The sequence below is a fragment of the Cohnella abietis genome, assembly GCF_004295585.1.
Lineage (GTDB): Bacteria > Bacillota > Bacilli > Paenibacillales > Paenibacillaceae > Cohnella > Cohnella abietis.
Window position 1 is genome coordinate 2,839,362 of record NZ_AP019400.1, and the last position, 16,191, is coordinate 2,855,552.

A 16,191-nucleotide genomic window follows, 5' to 3' on the forward strand; every position below is an offset into this window, starting at 1 on the left:
GTCAATTTATAATGTGAATATAGTTATATTATGAAAGGTGGTTTACGTTTTGTCCAAAACTAAATTTACTTATTCGCCACCCAGCAATGGTTATCCTGAATGGAATAATAATTCTGAGATTTTTCAGCTTAATCGAATGGATGCGCATGCAACCTTAATGACTCATGATTCATTGGAAGAAGCCTTGATCGGCAACCGAGAAAAGTCTTCCTCGTACCATTCGTTAAATGGGCTATGGCGGTTTGCCTTTGCCGAAAATCCTGATAAAAGGATTAAATCATTTTATAAGGTAGGCTTTAATTCAGAGGAATGGGATGAAATTCAGGTGCCTGCTCACTGGCAGCTTCAAGGCTATGATTATCCGCAATATACGAATATCAGATATCCTTGGATTGATTCTGAGCCGTTGAAGCCACCTTTTGCACCAACCAAATATAACCCTGTTGGTTCTTATATTCGAACATTTGAAGTACCGAAAGATTGGTCAGATAAGCCTGTTTTTATTAGCTTTCAGGGGGTAGAATCGGCTTTCTATATATGGTTAAACGGGGATTTAGTTGGTTATAGCGAAGATACATTTACTCCCGCAGAGTTTGATCTGACACCCTATCTCGTAGAGGGTGAGAATAAGCTCGCAGTGGAAGTATACCGTTGGTGTGATGCGAGCTGGCTTGAGGATCAGGATTTCTGGAGAATGAGCGGAATTTTCCGCGACGTATATTTGTTCACGGCTCCGGATACGCATATTTATGACTTTTTTGTTCATACCGATCTTGACGATGAGTTTAAGGATGCGAGCTTGCGCATTGACGCAACGCTAGTGAATTATTTTGGTAAGGATGCTGGTAGTTGGACTATAAATGCTGAGCTTTACGATTCAAAGCAGCGTGCAGTGCTACAGCAAGCATTATCGATTAAAGCAGTCTTAGGCTCGAATGAGAAGAGTGAAGTACAAGGCTCAGTAAAAGTGCCCAACCCGTTGAAGTGGAGTGCTGAGCAGCCTAATCTGTACACCCTTGTGCTCCAATTGACGAATGAAGCAGGGACTGTAGTCCAATTTATCAGCTGTAAAATAGGCTTCCGCAAATTCGAAATTCAAGATGGGCTAATGAAAATCAATGGACAACGCATTGAGTTCAAAGGCGTAAATCGGCATGAATTTTCATGTGATACAGGAAGAGCTCTTAAAGAAGAAGATATGATACGCGATGTGAAGCTAATGAAGGCTCACAATATTAATGCTGTTCGGACGTCGCATTATCCCAATAATCCAAGATGGTACGAGTTGTGTAATGAGTATGGGCTATATGTCATTGATGAGACCAATTTGGAGACGCATGGCACTATGGGTTCTGTGGACCAGGAAGAACCGGATCCGATTCCAGCGAGTAAGCCAGAATGGCGAGATAACGTCATCGACCGCTGTAACTCCATGCTCCAGCGTGACAAGAATCATCCGTCTATTATCATCTGGTCATTAGGGAATGAAGCTTGGGGAGGAGACAATTTCGTTCATATGCATGATTTTTTACGTGCGAAGGATCCTTCCCGTGTCGTTCATTATGAAGGGGTATTTAATCATCGTCAGTCAGAGGCTGCATCCGATGTCGAGAGTCAGATGTACACGAAGCCGCAAGATATTGAGGCATATGCATTGAAATTTCCTGCTCCTACAAAGCCGTTCGTACTGTGCGAATACAGCCATGCGATGGGAAATTCCTGCGGTGGTTTGTCTAAGTATACTGACCTATTTGAGAAATACCCTATTCTACAAGGCGGTTTTATTTGGGATTGGGTAGACCAAGCTATTCGAGTTCAGGCTGCGGATGGAACGTCCCATATGGCATATGGTGGTGATTTTGGAGAGTCGCCGCATGATGGGAATTTTTGTGGAAATGGTATTGTTTTTGCGGATCGTCAGGTGTCGGCTAAGCTCTATGAGGTGAAAAAATGCTATCAAAACATCCAGTTCACAGCAGAAAAGCTGCAAGAGGGCTTATTCCATGTGAAAAATCGCAATCTGTTCACTGATCTAAGCACATATGAGTTTATGTGGCAGCTTGCTAACAATGGCGTTCCCGTAAATGAGGGGAAGATAGAGCTTCAAGTGGCTCCAGGACAATCGGCTATCCTAGATTTATTGGACGCATATCCTAAGGAAGCGAGCTATGGGGATGAGTTTGTGCTAACAATAAGCGCTGTTCTTAAGGAAGGTACATTGTGGGCGGAAGCTGGACATGAAGTCGCGTTCGAGCAATTCGTGCTACCTATTTCAATTCCGGTTGCAGGCAATGAAGATTTGTTGCATCCTGTCGTTCAGATCAACAGAAACGAGAATACTTGGATTGCCGAGGGTGAACATTTCTCCGCTACTTTTAATGAGAATACGGGGGATTTGATTTCTTATCAGGTTAAAGGGACTGAATTGCTCAAGCAGCCGCTTGTACCGAATTTCTGGAGAGCCTATACCGACAATGATAGAGGGAACAAGCATCATGAGCGCAGCGCAACTTGGCGGGAAGCGGGACAAAACCGCAAGCTAGTAAAGTTTAGTGTAGCTTCAGTGCCTGCTGGAGTAGAAGTAAACGTTGAATACAGTTTGCCAACAAATCCGGAATCAGCGGTAAAAATAGTTTATTCGATTCGTGGAAATTGCGAGATTGGTGTGCGATTGGATCTAAATCCGGGTAGAGATTTGCCTGGATTGCCGGAGATTGGAATACTATTTGAAATGGATTCTTCCTTTGATACAGTTACCTGGTACGGCAAAGGACCTCACGAGAATTATTGGGATCGTTCCACAGGTGCTAAAATAGGTTTATTTTCCGGGAAGGTAATTGACCAGGTTGAGCCTTATTTACGTCCGCAAGAGACGGGAAATAAAACAGAGGTACGCTTTGCAACCTTAACGAACAAAGATGGTAAAGGTATCAGAGTTGAAGGAGCACCAGTATTCGAGCTTAATGCTCTTCCTTATACGCCTTATGAGCTTGAGCAGTATGATCATTATCACCTGCTACCTTCGTCAGATAAAACAGTCGTTCGTGTCAACTACAAGCAAATGGGCGTTGGCGGAGATGACAGCTGGGGCGCTCCCACCCATCCAGAATATACGTTGTACTCTAATCGGACTTACTCTTATTCCTTTGCGATAAAGGGAATTGTTGGTTAGATTGCATGAAGGATTAATAAATTTACAATGCGGAGGCCTACTAACATGGGAATTCATTATAACGCTAAGCATCGTCTGTTTCATTTACAAGGTCCAAATACGAGTTACATTATTCAATTAAATAACAATGGTGTGCCTATGCATGCCTATTGGGGACGCAAGCTGTCTGACTATCCGCTGGAGGGAATGCTAACATTTCTAGAGAGGTGCTCGTTTTCGCCAAATCCTTATCCTGAGGATCGTACTATATCCTTCGATACTTTGCCGCAAGAGTACCCAGCCTTCGGGACGAGTGATTTCCGGCATCCTGCTTATCAAGTACAGCTTGAGGATGGATCTACCATAACTGAGCTTGCTTATGTTACTCATCGAATCTTAGATGGCAAACCAAAGCTCGAGGGATTGCCCTCTACATATGTAGAGAAGGATGAAGAAGGTCAGTCCTTGGAGCTTGAACTTGAGGACGGGAAGACTGGACTGCGTGTCATTCTGACTTATTCGGTCTTTGCTGAGCATGATGCGATTGTTAGGTCAGTTAAATTAGTAAATAAGGGCAGTTCGACGCTACGGTTGCTTCGAGCTTTAAGTGGAAGTGTAGATTTTCGTCATGACCGGTTCCATTTTATACAATTATCAGGAGCATGGACGCGGGAAAGGGACATTCACAGACGTCAGTTATACCCAGGTATTCAGTCTGTTGAAAGTCGTAGAGGATCAAGCAGTCACCAGCAAAATCCTTTTATCGCTTTGGTTTCACCAAATGCAGATGAGGACCATGGAGAAGCTTATGGGTTCAGCCTTGTTTACAGTGGTAGCTTCATCGCTCAAGCCGAAGTGGATCAATTCCACACAACTAGAGTAACAATGGGAATCAATCCTTTTGACTTTGAATGGCGCTTAGAGGTAGGGGAGGAGTTCCAAACCCCTGAGATGGTCATGGTCTATTCGGCTGATGGGCTTGGTGGAATGTCGAGGATTTATCATCGCTTGTACCGGACTCGCCTGTGTCGTGGAGTATTTAGGGACCAACCGAGACCTGTTCTTGTGAACAACTGGGAAGCAACCTATTTTCAATTTAATGCAGAAAAGATCGAGAGTATCGCAAGGGTTGGGCAAGAATTAGGTATTGAGTTATTTGTTCTTGACGATGGTTGGTTCGGAAGAAGAGATAATGACGATTCCTCGTTAGGGGATTGGACGGTAGATTATCGTAAATTGCCTAACGGTTTAGCCGATCTGGCAACACGCGTCAATAAACTAGATATGCAATTCGGTTTATGGTTCGAGCCTGAGATGATTTCTCCGGATAGTGATTTATATCGTGCGAACCCCGATTGGTGTCTTCATGTTTCGGAGCGTCGGAAAACAGAGGGTCGCAAGCAGCTCGTTCTTGATTTATCACGTGAGGATGTATGCGATTATTTGATTGAATCAGTTAGCTCAGTGCTTCGATCTGCCCCGATTACGTATGTAAAGTGGGATATGAACCGCAATATGACCGAAATAGGCTCAGCTTTGCTAGCGCCAGAGCGTCAGCGTGAAACAGCACATCGCTACATGCTTGGCCTATATCGGGTCATGGAAGCTATTACTTCTGAGTTTCCGCACATTTTATTCGAGAGCTGCTCTGGCGGGGGCGGAAGGTTTGATCCGGGAATGCTTTTCTATATGCCACAAACTTGGACGAGTGATAATACCGATGCTGTTAGCAGGTTGCGGATCCAATATGGGACTAGCTTGGTCTACCCGATAAGTACAATGGGTGCTCACGTTTCTGCCGTACCTAACCACCAATTGCATCGCATAACCTCGCTTCAGACACGGGGAAATGTTGCTATGTCAGGCAACTTCGGCTACGAGCTGGATTTGACCGAGATGGCCGATGACGAGAAAAGAGAAGTCAAACGGCAAGTGGAGCAGTACAAAGAAATTCGACACTTGGTGCAGTTTGGTGATTTTTATAGAATTCGCAGCCCATTCGAAGGAAATGATACGGCATGGATAATGGTTGCTGAGGATGGATCGGAAGCATTCGCAGTATATGTCCGTGTTCTTGCAGAGCCGAATGCTCCACTGGATTGGATCAGATTCAAAGGCTTGGATGCGAATGCGAAGTATCGGGTCGAAGAACAGGGTTCAGTATACGGCGGCGATCAGCTTATGTATTCTGGCTTGCCTATTCCGCAGCTTAATGGAGACTACCAAAGCTACGTTTGGCGGTTTGTGCGAATTTAATGAGTGAGTCGTGGCTAACGAACCATACCGAGCTTATTAGCGGTAAATGGAGACTACCCAAGCTACGTTTGGCGGATTGCACGAGTGAAATGTGTGATTTGTGGCTAACGAATCATACCGAGCTTATTAGCAGTAAATGGAGACTACCCAAGCTACGTTTGGCGGTTTGTACGAGTTTAATGTGTGATTTGTGGCTAACGAATCATACCGAGCTTATTAGCGGTAAAATGACTTCTAATTGATCCTAACGAACCGCAGAGGCGCTATTGCGTCATAACTTGGAGTAATGGTGCTACTTTGTTGAATATAAGTTGTGTGGAGTTCATTACAATTTAAAACCATTGGATTTCGAGTGTTTAACAGTTCTTGGGTTCGTTAGCAGTATATTTTCTTCCATATTGCACATCCTATTTCGACGGAGGTGTTTAGTATGGAGCAACAAAGTGGTAAACAGCAAATCGTAGCAGTTAGAAAAAATGGTGATGGTGATATTGTGGAGCTGCAGCTATCATCGGGTCAAGTTGTTGGTTACAAAGAAGCCCAGCAGATGGCTAAGAACGATCAGATTGAAAATGTGAATGTGTTCAAAGGTCGCGATGGGGATGAACATCTACGCTCAGATCCCGATGGACGCACGGACAATAATCTGGATCAATTGCCAACCTTCTAACCCAATTGAAAAATAAAGGCTGCTCAATGAGACTTCTCATTTGGGTGGCCTTTATTTCGGTTAAAGCGTGTCGCTCAAACCTCACGAGGCTGTCTTTGTCTCAATTGTGCCCCAGTAGCCCGAGTTAGTCGTTGTCGCCGCTCTACTCTGTCCCGAATGTGCACCAGTAGCCTGAGTTAGTCGGAGTCGCCGCTCTATTCTGCCACAAACGTGCCCTGGTAGCTCGAGTTAGTCGGAGTTGCCGCTCTACTCTGTCTCAAACGTGCCCCAGTAGCTCGAGTTAGTCGGAGTCGCCGCTCTATTCTGTCCCATGCGTGCCCTGGTAGCTCGAGTTAGTCGGAGTCGCCGCTCTATTCTGTCCCATGCGTGCCCTGGTAGCTCGAGTTAGTCGGAGTCGCCGCTCTATTCTGTCCCATGGGTGCCCTGGTAGCCCGAGTTAGTCGGAGTTGCCGCTCTACTCTGTCCCAAATGTGCCCCAGCAACCCGAATTAGTCGGAGCCGCCGCTCTATTCTGTCCCATGCGTGCCCTGGTAGCTCGAGTTAGTCGGAGTTGGCGCTCTATTCTGTCCCATGCGTGCCTCGGTAGCCCGAGTTAGTCGGAGTTGGCGCTCTATTCTGTCCCATGCGTGCCTCGGTAGCCCGAGTTAGCCGGAGTCGCCGCTCTATTCAGTCCCATGGGTGCCCTGGTAGCCCGAGTTAGTCGGAGTTGCCGCTCTGCTCTGTCCCAAATGTGCCCCAGTAGCCTGAGTTAGTCGGAGTTGTCGCTCTACTCTGTCCCGAATGTGCACCAATAACCCGAATTAGTCGGAGGAAGTTCTCATCGTGCCACGCTTAATGTAGCAAAATGCGCCAATGGTGGCTCAAGAAGAGTCCGAACCCTGCTCAAAGTAGCAAAACGCGACAATAGTGGCTCGAAAAGAGTCCGAACCCCGCTCAAAGTAGCAAAACGCGACAATGGTGGCTCAAGAAGAGTCCAAACCCCACTCAAAGTAGCAAAACGCGACAATGGTGGCTCAAGAAGAGTCCAAACCCCACTCAAAGTAGCAAAACGCGACAATGGCGGCTCAAGAAGAGTCCAAACTCCACTCAAAGTAGCAAAACGCGACAATGGCGGCTCAAGAAGAGTCCAAACTCCGCTCAAAGTAGCAAAACGCGACAATGGCGGCTCAAGAAGAGTCCAAACTCCGCTCAAAGTAGCAAAACGCGACAATGGTGGCTCGCGGGGCGCCCGCATCCTACTCCTGCTTCCCGCCCCTGTTCCTCGCACTCCCCCGACTTGTATATACAACATAAAAAAAATACACGAGAAAACACACATCTCCTCCAAGATGTTAAAATAAAACATTGTAAATACCGCTATTTAAAGGTAAAATTAGACTCATATAATGTACATACAAGTTTATTTTACTATACATATAAACAGGAGGATTCCCTTATGCTACAGCTTAAGCCTTATCAAATTTGGTTTGTCACGGGAAGCCAGCATCTATATGGACCGGAAACTTTGGAGGAAGTAGCGGCTCACTCGCAGGAAATGTCACACGGGTTGTCGGGCGATGCTAATATTCCTTTTCCAATTGTCTATAAACCAGTTGTAAAGTCCGCGGAGGAAATTCGAGACATATGTATTCAAGCGAATTCGGATGAGCTATGTGCGGGAATTGTTACTTGGATGCACACGTTTTCGCCTGCTAAGATGTGGATTGCTGGATTGTCAGAGCTTCGCAAACCGCTTCTGCACCTGCATACACAATATAATAGTGATATTCCTTGGGAATCCATTGATATGAATTTCATGAATACAAACCAAGCAGCTCATGGTGATCGTGAATTTGGGTATATCGGCGCCCGTATGGGTATAGCTCGTAAAGTGGTGGTTGGCCATTGGCAAGATTCGAATGTTCGTGGTCGTATTGGTGGCTGGGCTCGTACAGCTGTTGCTTATGCGGAGAGCCGTCAGCTGAAGGTAGCTCGTTTCGGGGATAACATGCGCCAGGTTGCCGTTACGGAAGGTGACAAAGTGGAAGCCCAAATCAAATTTGGTTGGGCAGTGAACGGTTTTGGAGTAGGCGATCTTGTGGAGCGTGTTCATTCCGTATCTCAAGATGAGGTTAATGAGCTGTTGGAGCAATATGCTGAGAAGTATGATATTGCAGAAGAAGGGTGTACGGAAGGTCCCATTCGCACTGCGATTGCTTATCAAGCGCGTATTGAGCTAGCGCTTAAATCGTTCTTAGATGAAGGTGGGTTTACTGCTTTCACGACGACATTCGAGGATTTACACGGATTAGAGCAATTGCCTGGTCTGGCTGTTCAACGTCTAATGGAGCAAGGTTATGGGTTTGCTGGAGAAGGTGACTGGAAAACCGCGGCTCTCACACGTTTGTTGAAAATCATTGCTGGAGGTGTGGGTACTTCGTTCATGGAGGATTACACCTATCACTTCGAGCCAGGTAACGAGATGGTTCTCGGTGCGCATATGCTAGAGGTTTGTCCTACGATTGCGGCATCTAAGCCTCGAATTGAGGTGCATCCACTTGGAATCGGGGGCAAAGCCGATCCTGCCCGCTTCGTATTCGATGGCAGAGGAGGGGCAGCCATCAATGTATCGGTTGTGGACATGGGCAATCGTTTCCGGATGATTGTGAATGAGGTCGATGGCGTGGAGGTTAATAAGGCCATGCCGAAGCTTCCGGTAGCCCGTGTCCTGTGGAGGCCACAGCCTTCGTTGCAGCAAGGGGCTGAGGCATGGATATTAGCAGGTGGTGCTCACCATACGGTATATACTTTTGCCGTTACAACGGAGCAAATGCTGGACTTCGCCGAAATTGTTGGCATTGAATGTGTTGTTATCGATAAGAACACTCACCCTGTACAATTTCGTAACGAACTGCGTTGGAGTCAGGCTGCTTGGAAGTAAAGGTAGGATGATTAAAAAGAGGACTATTCTCATTTTTGAGAATAGTCCTCTTTGACTTTTACCCTTTGGGGGGACGGGGGGATAAATTAGGCCCTTTATCAATCCCATTATTCTTGTTGAAGTTGTATATGCGTAAAATAATAATTTTGAGAATAGCGTACGTAGGAGAAACGATAATCATTCCTAGCGGACCGATAACGGCCCCCACGCCTATTACTAGAAGCATGATAGTCAATGGATGTACGTTTAGCTGCTTACCCATGATTTTGGGGGCGACCAAGTTAGATTCAATCTGGTTAGATATGAAAATGATGACGCAAACCTGCAATGCTGCTACTGGAGATATCGTAAGTGCAACTATGACAGTCGGGACAGCTGCGATAAGGGGTCCTATGTAAGGAATAACATTCGTTATCGCGGCAACAAGGCCCAAGAGCAGCGGATAGGGAAGATCAATGATGAGGTATCCGCAAAATGTTAGAGTACCAATAATTAACGAGGTAATTACTTTCCCCATAATAAATGAGCCGATTGAAGTATCGATTTCCTTGAGCGTAGGAAGAGCTTCTCCATGAAAGCGCTGGGGTATAAATTTAAGAACAGCACCCGGAAACTTATGGCCTTCTTTTAGCATGTAGTAAATGATGAAGGGAACAAGCCCTATAAGTAGGAAGAAATTCATGATCATATTAAATACACTACGAACGCTGCCGACGATGGAATTAAGCAAATCTCCAATCATCGTGGACAGCTGTGATGAAAGATTTTCGGTGGAGAATGTTTCATCCTTACTAATATTTTGAAACCACTGATTCTCCTGGAGGGACGCCAGCCATTCTTTAATGGATTCAATTATTTGTGGGAAGTTGTTCACCAATGTGAGTGATTGCTCTCTAATCGGCGGCCAAATCAGCCAAGAGAATACAAAGATGACACCAAAAACAGCTAAATAAACGATTAAGATGGATAGGCCAAGTGGAAGCCGTTTTGCAAGTAATTGAACAGGTGGCCGGAATATGTAATAGATCATTCCTGATAAGACGATAGGGACGAACAAGGCTGCAAGAATAGACCCTATCGGATTAATTAAATACCCAACCTTAGAGGCTAAAAAAGCAATAAGCAGGATAACAATAATCCCGTAGCCAATGCGAAACCATTTTCCTTGTGGCATAGAAGAACCTCTTCTCGACAGTAGTGTTAAAGCTTGCTTTATTCATCTCAATTAACTCATTTGATACCTTGTTAAACAGAGGCAGGAAAATAAGATGAGGAATACGAATTACTAATTCTACATACATATTGTACAACGTGGGGAAGGCCTCACCAACTTTCTTATGACTTTTTTGAAAATGGGGTGAATCTTTTCACGAAATTCGCTATAATGAATGTAAGTTCCATGTTAATTGTCAGGAATGTTAACAAACAATTAACAATCAGTTGATGTTCGTCGAACAAATCGCAGCACTTATGAGCAACCCTATTCGGCGGGAGGTGACTTCGTATGCAGGCATCGCCGGTTTTGGTTTCATCCGACGACCTGTACTTGTTCAATACCGGGCAGCTCTTTCGTGCCTATCGCACTTTCGGGGCTCATCCTATCGTATTTGAAGGCAGCTTTGGAGTCCGTTTCGTCTTATGGGCACCTCGTGCTCAGGAAGTTGCTGTTATTGGCGATTTCAATGACTGGAACGTTACGGATCGATCTGTAAAGCTGGCGCAAATAGGCACTACTGGCGTGTGGGTTGGCTTTGGACCCGGTCTAAGCGAAGGTGTTCATTACAAGTACGAGATTGTGAATGCAAATGGGAAGCGGCAGCTTAAATCCGATCCTTTTGGCTTTCAAAGTGAATTGCGTCCTAATACCGCTTCCGTCGTAACTAATCTTGATTGTTATGAATGGCAGGATTCCGAGTGGTTGGACGATAGGAGTAATCATCCCCCTTATGAGAAGCCGATGCTTATTTACGAGGTTCATCTCGGTTCATGGCGGATGGATGAGCCTGAGCAGTTCAGAGATTACGAGCAGCTCTCTCAAGAGCTCGTCGATTATGTGTGCTCTATGGGCTACACCCATATCGAGATTTTGCCGTTAACGGAGCATCCGCTTGATCGTTCTTGGGGCTATCAGGCCACCGGTTATTATGCAGCAACTAGTCGTTATGGTCCTCCTGTTGGGCTGAAAAAGCTAGTCGATCGTTGTCATAGTCGTGGTATTGGCGTGCTGCTTGATTGGGTTTGTGGACATTTCTGTAAAGATGATCATGGTTTGCGGCTTTTTGATGGAACCCCGCTTTACGAGAGCTCTGATTTTAGACGTGCAGAGAAGCCATTATGGGGCACGCTCGCCTTTGATTTTAGCAAGCCGCAGGTGCAGAGCTTTCTTCTCTCCAATGCTTTGTTCTGGATGGATGTCTATCATATTGATGGGCTGCGAGTAGATGCTGTTGCAAGTATGATTGATTTGAATTTCGACAAGCCAGAATCCATGAGAGCGTTAAATCGTTTTGGTGGGACTGAAGATGTCGATGCCCTTCAATTTTTGCGTAAGCTCAATGAAACCGTCTTTCTATATTATCCCGAGAGTCTCATGATGGCAGAAGATTCTTCCTCCTATCCTGCAGTTACATCGCCCACCTACCTAGGAGGCCTCGGATTCAACTACAAATGGAATATGGGCTGGATGAACGACATGCTCCGTTATATGGAGATAGATCCAGCCGAGCGATCGTCCCATCATTCACTCATCACATTTTCTCTTCACTATGCATTCTCCGAAAATTACGTTTTACCTCTATCGCACGATGAAGTTGTTCATGGCAAACGTTCAATGTTGAATAAAATGCCTGGATCCTATCAGGAGAAATTCTCAAACCTTCGGTTGTTTTACGGCTATTGGATGACCCATCCGGGTAAAAAGCTGCTATTCATGGGCGGTGAATTCGGTCAATTCGACGAATGGAAGGATTATACGGGTCTAGACTGGGCTCTTCTGCAATACCCACTGCACGATAGTATGAGCAGATATGTCGGTGAACTGAACAAATTATATTTGGAAAATGAGGCGTTATGGGAACTGGATCATAAGCAGAGCGGGTTTGAGTGGATAGATGTAAACAACTCCGCGCAATGCATGCTTTCTTTTCAGCGTAATGGCAAATCATCCGAATATTCTATAGTAACAGTGTGCAATTTCTCACGGGATACGCATCCTATTTACCGAATTGGAGTATCGCAACCAGGCGTATACCGGCTATTGCTTAATAGTGACGAATCTGACTATGGTGGCTCAGGCTTTGAGTTATCCTCTACAGCACATACGAACAATGTCCCGCTACACGGAAAACCTTATAGCATTGAATTGTCTGTTCCCGCTTTATCTATACAGATATGGAAGTTCGATACAGCATGATGATCAGTAGAATCATATCGCTTTCGGCTTTTACTTGGGAAGGAGTGTGAGGTTCATGCGAAAGAATGAGTGTGTTGCCATGTTGCTAGCTGGTGGGGAAGGTCGCCGTTTAGGTGTTCTGACGAAGGATCTAGCTAAACCCGCTGTTCACTTTGGAGGCAAGTACCGCATTATTGACTTCACCTTAAGCAATTGTGTTCATTCTGGTATTGAGACGGTTGGCGTGCTCACGCAATATCAGCCACTTGAGCTGACTCAGCATCTGGGTATAGGAACTCCGTGGGGGCTGGATCGGCGAGAGGGTGGCATGCATGTGCTTCCTCCGTATGTTCGTCAGAAGGGCGGCTCCTGGTATAAAGGGACAGCTAATGCTATCTATCAGAACTTAGGATTTATTGAAAGATATGACCCTGAATACGTCCTTATTATTTCCGGAGATCACATTTATAAAATGAACTACGACCTTCTGCTTGATGCCCATAAAAAGAACCGCGCGGACGCCACGTTAGCAGTAATTAGTGTTCCGTGGGCGGAGACTAACCGGTTTGGCATTCTGAGTGTGGACGAGGATGACAGGGTTGTTGAATTCGCCGAAAAACCAAAAAAAGCGAATAGTAATCTTGCTTCGATGGGTGTATACATGTTTTCGTGGTCGGTGTTAAAAGAAGCTTTAATCCGCGACGAGGCGGAGCGTCATTCCTCCAATGACTTCGGTAAGGATATTATTCCGACGCTATTAAAGGACGGTGCTCGTCTATTTTCCTATCGTTTCAATGATTATTGGAAGGATGTCGGTACGATTGATAGTTTGTGGGAGGCCAACATGGATTTGTTGGAAGATCGACCGTCGCTCCAGCTCAATGATCGCTCCTGGCGTATTTTCTCTGCAAGTCCGAATCAACCGGCTCAGTACATTGCTCAAACTGCTAAAGTGCAAGGCTCGCTTATCAATGAAGGGTGCTTTGTGGAAGGGCGCGTAAACCGTTCGGTGTTATTTCATGGCGCGCGTGTCGGTGAAGGAAGTGTCGTTGAAGACTCCATACTCATGCCTGGAGCCATTATAGGTAAGGATGCCAGAATTATTCGAGCTATCGTTGGCGAAGGTGCTGTCGTTGGTGATGGATGCTTGCTTGGTAGCGTTGATTCTGAGGATATTGCTGTTGTGGGAAGTGGAGAAACGATCCGCCCCGAGGCGGAGCTTAAGGAGGTGGAGCCTGTATGAAGCTACCAATGATGGGTGTCATTAACTTGATTCATGAAGCTGATGAGATGGAATCCTTGACGGCCAACCGCTGCTTGGCGACAGTTCCGTTCGGAGGTCGTTACCGCCTTATCGATTTTGTTCTTTCTTCTATGGTCAATTCCGGAATTCCGAAGGTTGCTGTATTCGCCCATACCAAATTTAGATCCCTTATGGATCATCTCGGTTCAGGTAGTAACTGGGATCTCCATCGCAAGCAAAGTGGGCTATTTGTTCTGCCGCCTTCTATGGAGGATCAGACTGATTTTGGTAAAGGAGACCTGTACCATTTTTACCGTAACCGCGATTACTTCTACCGTAGCCCGCTTGAGTATGTCGTTATTTCCCGTAGCCATATGGTATGTAATGTGGACTTCGCCAAGGTGCTGGATCAGCACCGCGAAACGGGGGCGGACATTACCGTCGTCTGCAAAACAAGTGCAGAAGGGGTGCCTGGGCTTGCACGTAAGGTGAAGGTTAATGCGGCGGGTCGCATTATAGAAATGCAAGATCATTTCGGCAGATTAGATAGTGATGTCGTTTCAATGGAAATGTACGTCCTTTCAAAGGATTTGTTGCTTGATCTGGTCGAAACCTCATTGGCTCAGGGCAGTGATCATTTTGTCCGCCATTCGATTCTGTCCCGCCTAAATCAGCTTAAAGTCTTATCCTATATGCATGAAGGTGTGTTGGGGGTAGTAAACAACATTGCAGCCTATTATCGCCATAGTATGGAGCTGCTACAACCTGAGGTGTGGAAGGAATTGTTCTTTAAGCCAGGCTCGATCTATACGAAGGTTAAGGATGAGCCGCCTACGCATTACCGCAATAGCGCTGATGTTTCACATTCTCTAATTGCTAATGGGTGTGACATTGAGGGGACTGTAAACAATAGTATCTTGTTTAGAGGTGTCAAGGTTGGTAAGGGTGCGGTTGTTAATAACAGTATCGTAATGCAGAATGGCGTGATTGGCGAAAATGGTTCTTTAGAAAATTGTATTTTGGACAAAGAGGTACAAATTCGTGCCCAGCAGCAGCTAAGAGGCTCGGTTGAGATGCCGTTCATAGCGTTGAAACGGAAAGTCATATAACGAGGAGTTGGCTTCATGCGGGTGTTGTTCGCGGCGTCGGAAGCGATGCCGCTCGTCAAGACGGGGGGGCTAGCCGATGTCGTTGGTGCTCTTCCTAAAGCGCTCGCCAAGATGGGGGTGGACGTAACCGTTGTACTGCCGAAGTATGGAGAAATTCCTAAAGCTATTACCGACGCCGTAGTCCCTGTCTCAGTAATTGAGGTTCAGTTAGGCTGGAGAAGGCAATATTGCGGCATTCAAGAGGTAACTCTTGATGGCGTTAGATTCCTGCTGATTGACAATGAGTTTTATTTCAAACGGGGTTATTTGTACGGCTATGGTGATGAAGCTGAGAGATTCGCTTTCTTTAGCTTCGCGGTGCTTGAAATGCTAGGCGAGCTTGACCAAATGCCTGATATTATTCATTGTCACGATTGGCAAACGGGGTTAATTCCGTTTCTACTCCAGACGAGGTATGCGAATCGTCCGGGCTATCGGGATATTCGGACTGTGTTTACGATTCACAATTTGCAATATCAAGGTGTATTTTCTCGGGAGCTTCTACAGGATTTACTAGCCACGGGTGATGATTCCTTTACGGAGGACAGTCTTGAATTTTATGGAGCGGGAAGCTGTATGAAGGCAGGGCTTCGCTTCGCGGACAAGCTATCAACAGTAAGTAACACCTATGCTCAGGAGATTCAGACGGAAGCCTTCGGTGAGAAGCTTGATGGAGTAATTAGGCAACGAGCGGGCGATCTATGGGGTATTGTGAATGGGATTGACACTGAAGTATACGATCCGATGAATGATCCTTATTTGGTCGCTCCTTATCGGGATTCTCGAGCCAAAAAGCGACAAAACAAAACGGCTTTGCAGATGGAGCTTGGGCTGCCAATAGATGAGGATGTTCCGATGATCGGTATCGTATCGCGATTGACGGGGCAGAAGGGCTTCGACCTCCTCGGAGAGGCTTTGCCGGAGCTGATGAAGGAAAAGCTGCAGTTGGTTATTCTTGGTTCAGGAGAGCCAGAGATTGAGGCTATGCTACGGGAGTCGTTACTACTTAATCGCAGCAAGATGGCGCTATGGTTTGGGTTTAATGAGGGGCTTGCGCGTCGATTCTATGCGGCGTCGGATATGTATTTAATGCCTTCGCGGTTTGAACCATGCGGCTTAAGTCAGCTTATAGCTTTGCGGTACCGGACTGTTCCAATTGTTCGAGAAACCGGGGGGCTGAAAGACACCGTGGAACCTTATAACGAATATACCGAAGCAGGGAATGGATTTACATTTGGTCCAGCAACCGTTCACGATCTCTTGTACACGGTTCGCCGTGCCTTATCGTTCTATGGAAGAGAAGAAGAGTGGAATAAAATTGTGGCCAACGGAGCTAAGAAGGATTACGGCTGGGAATCCTCGGCACGTTTATATTATCAACTATACCGCGAACTCGTCATCTAAGAAGGAGA

The 16,191-nt window shown here is 45.9% G+C and carries 10 protein-coding genes; 9 read left to right on the forward strand and 1 reads right to left on the reverse strand.

Features of this window, described 5'->3' with window-relative positions; genetic code table 11:
* Window positions 1–49 precede the first annotated feature (49 nt).
* The 5 genes from KCTCHS21_RS11945 (at window position 50) to araA (ending at window position 8,997) form a co-directional block, all read left to right on the forward strand.
* Complete coding sequence (locus KCTCHS21_RS11945) at window positions 50–3,172, forward strand: beta-galactosidase, LacZ type (protein ID WP_232058169.1); 3,123 nt, start codon at window positions 50–52, stop codon at window positions 3,170–3,172.
* Window positions 3,173–3,217: 45 nt separating this feature from the next.
* Complete coding sequence (locus KCTCHS21_RS11950) at window positions 3,218–5,407, forward strand: alpha-galactosidase (protein ID WP_130608072.1); 2,190 nt, start codon at window positions 3,218–3,220, stop codon at window positions 5,405–5,407.
* The gene (locus KCTCHS21_RS11955; protein WP_130608075.1) at window positions 5,407–5,649 is read left to right on the forward strand and encodes a hypothetical protein; all 243 of its coding nucleotides are present in this window, start codon (window positions 5,407–5,409) and stop codon (window positions 5,647–5,649) included. Before KCTCHS21_RS11950 ends, KCTCHS21_RS11955 begins: the two co-directional genes overlap by 1 nt.
* A gap of 188 nt (window positions 5,650–5,837) precedes the next feature.
* Window positions 5,838–6,077, forward strand: a complete 240-nt coding sequence (locus KCTCHS21_RS11960) for a DUF3892 domain-containing protein (RefSeq protein WP_130608078.1) — start codon at window positions 5,838–5,840, stop codon at window positions 6,075–6,077.
* A 1,435-nt stretch (window positions 6,078–7,512) separates the two neighbouring features.
* Entirely contained in the window at window positions 7,513–8,997 is a 1,485-nt protein-coding gene (araA, locus tag KCTCHS21_RS11965) for an L-arabinose isomerase (protein WP_130608081.1), read from the forward strand.
* A 58-nt stretch (window positions 8,998–9,055) separates the two neighbouring features.
* Here the strand turns inward: araA and KCTCHS21_RS11970 are convergent, their stop codons facing one another.
* Complete coding sequence (locus KCTCHS21_RS11970) at window positions 9,056–10,171, reverse strand: AI-2E family transporter (protein ID WP_130608084.1); 1,116 nt, start codon at window positions 10,169–10,171, stop codon at window positions 9,056–9,058.
* 330 nt (window positions 10,172–10,501) lie between these two features.
* On the opposite strand from KCTCHS21_RS11970, the gene glgB reads away from it, so the two are divergent.
* From glgB to glgA, 4 genes are read left to right on the forward strand one after another with little or no spacing between them, the layout of a single operon-like run.
* Window positions 10,502–12,409, forward strand: coding sequence for a 1,4-alpha-glucan branching protein GlgB (gene glgB, locus KCTCHS21_RS11975; protein WP_130608087.1), 1,908 nt, complete (start codon window positions 10,502–10,504; stop codon window positions 12,407–12,409).
* Window positions 12,410–12,464: 55 nt separating this feature from the next.
* Window positions 12,465–13,631: a glucose-1-phosphate adenylyltransferase gene (locus KCTCHS21_RS11980; RefSeq protein ID WP_130608090.1), complete on the forward strand. Its 1,167-nt coding sequence runs from the start codon at window positions 12,465–12,467 to the stop codon at window positions 13,629–13,631.
* Window positions 13,628–14,740, forward strand: a complete 1,113-nt coding sequence (gene glgD, locus KCTCHS21_RS11985) for a glucose-1-phosphate adenylyltransferase subunit GlgD (RefSeq protein ID WP_130608093.1) — start codon at window positions 13,628–13,630, stop codon at window positions 14,738–14,740. The genes KCTCHS21_RS11980 and glgD overlap by 4 nt, the downstream gene beginning before the upstream one ends.
* A 15-nt stretch (window positions 14,741–14,755) precedes the next feature.
* Window positions 14,756–16,183 carry a glycogen synthase GlgA gene (gene glgA, locus KCTCHS21_RS11990; protein WP_130608096.1) on the forward strand — a complete coding sequence of 476 codons (1,428 nt, stop codon included), beginning with the start codon at window positions 14,756–14,758 and terminating at the stop codon, window positions 16,181–16,183.
* Window positions 16,184–16,191 lie beyond the last annotated feature (8 nt).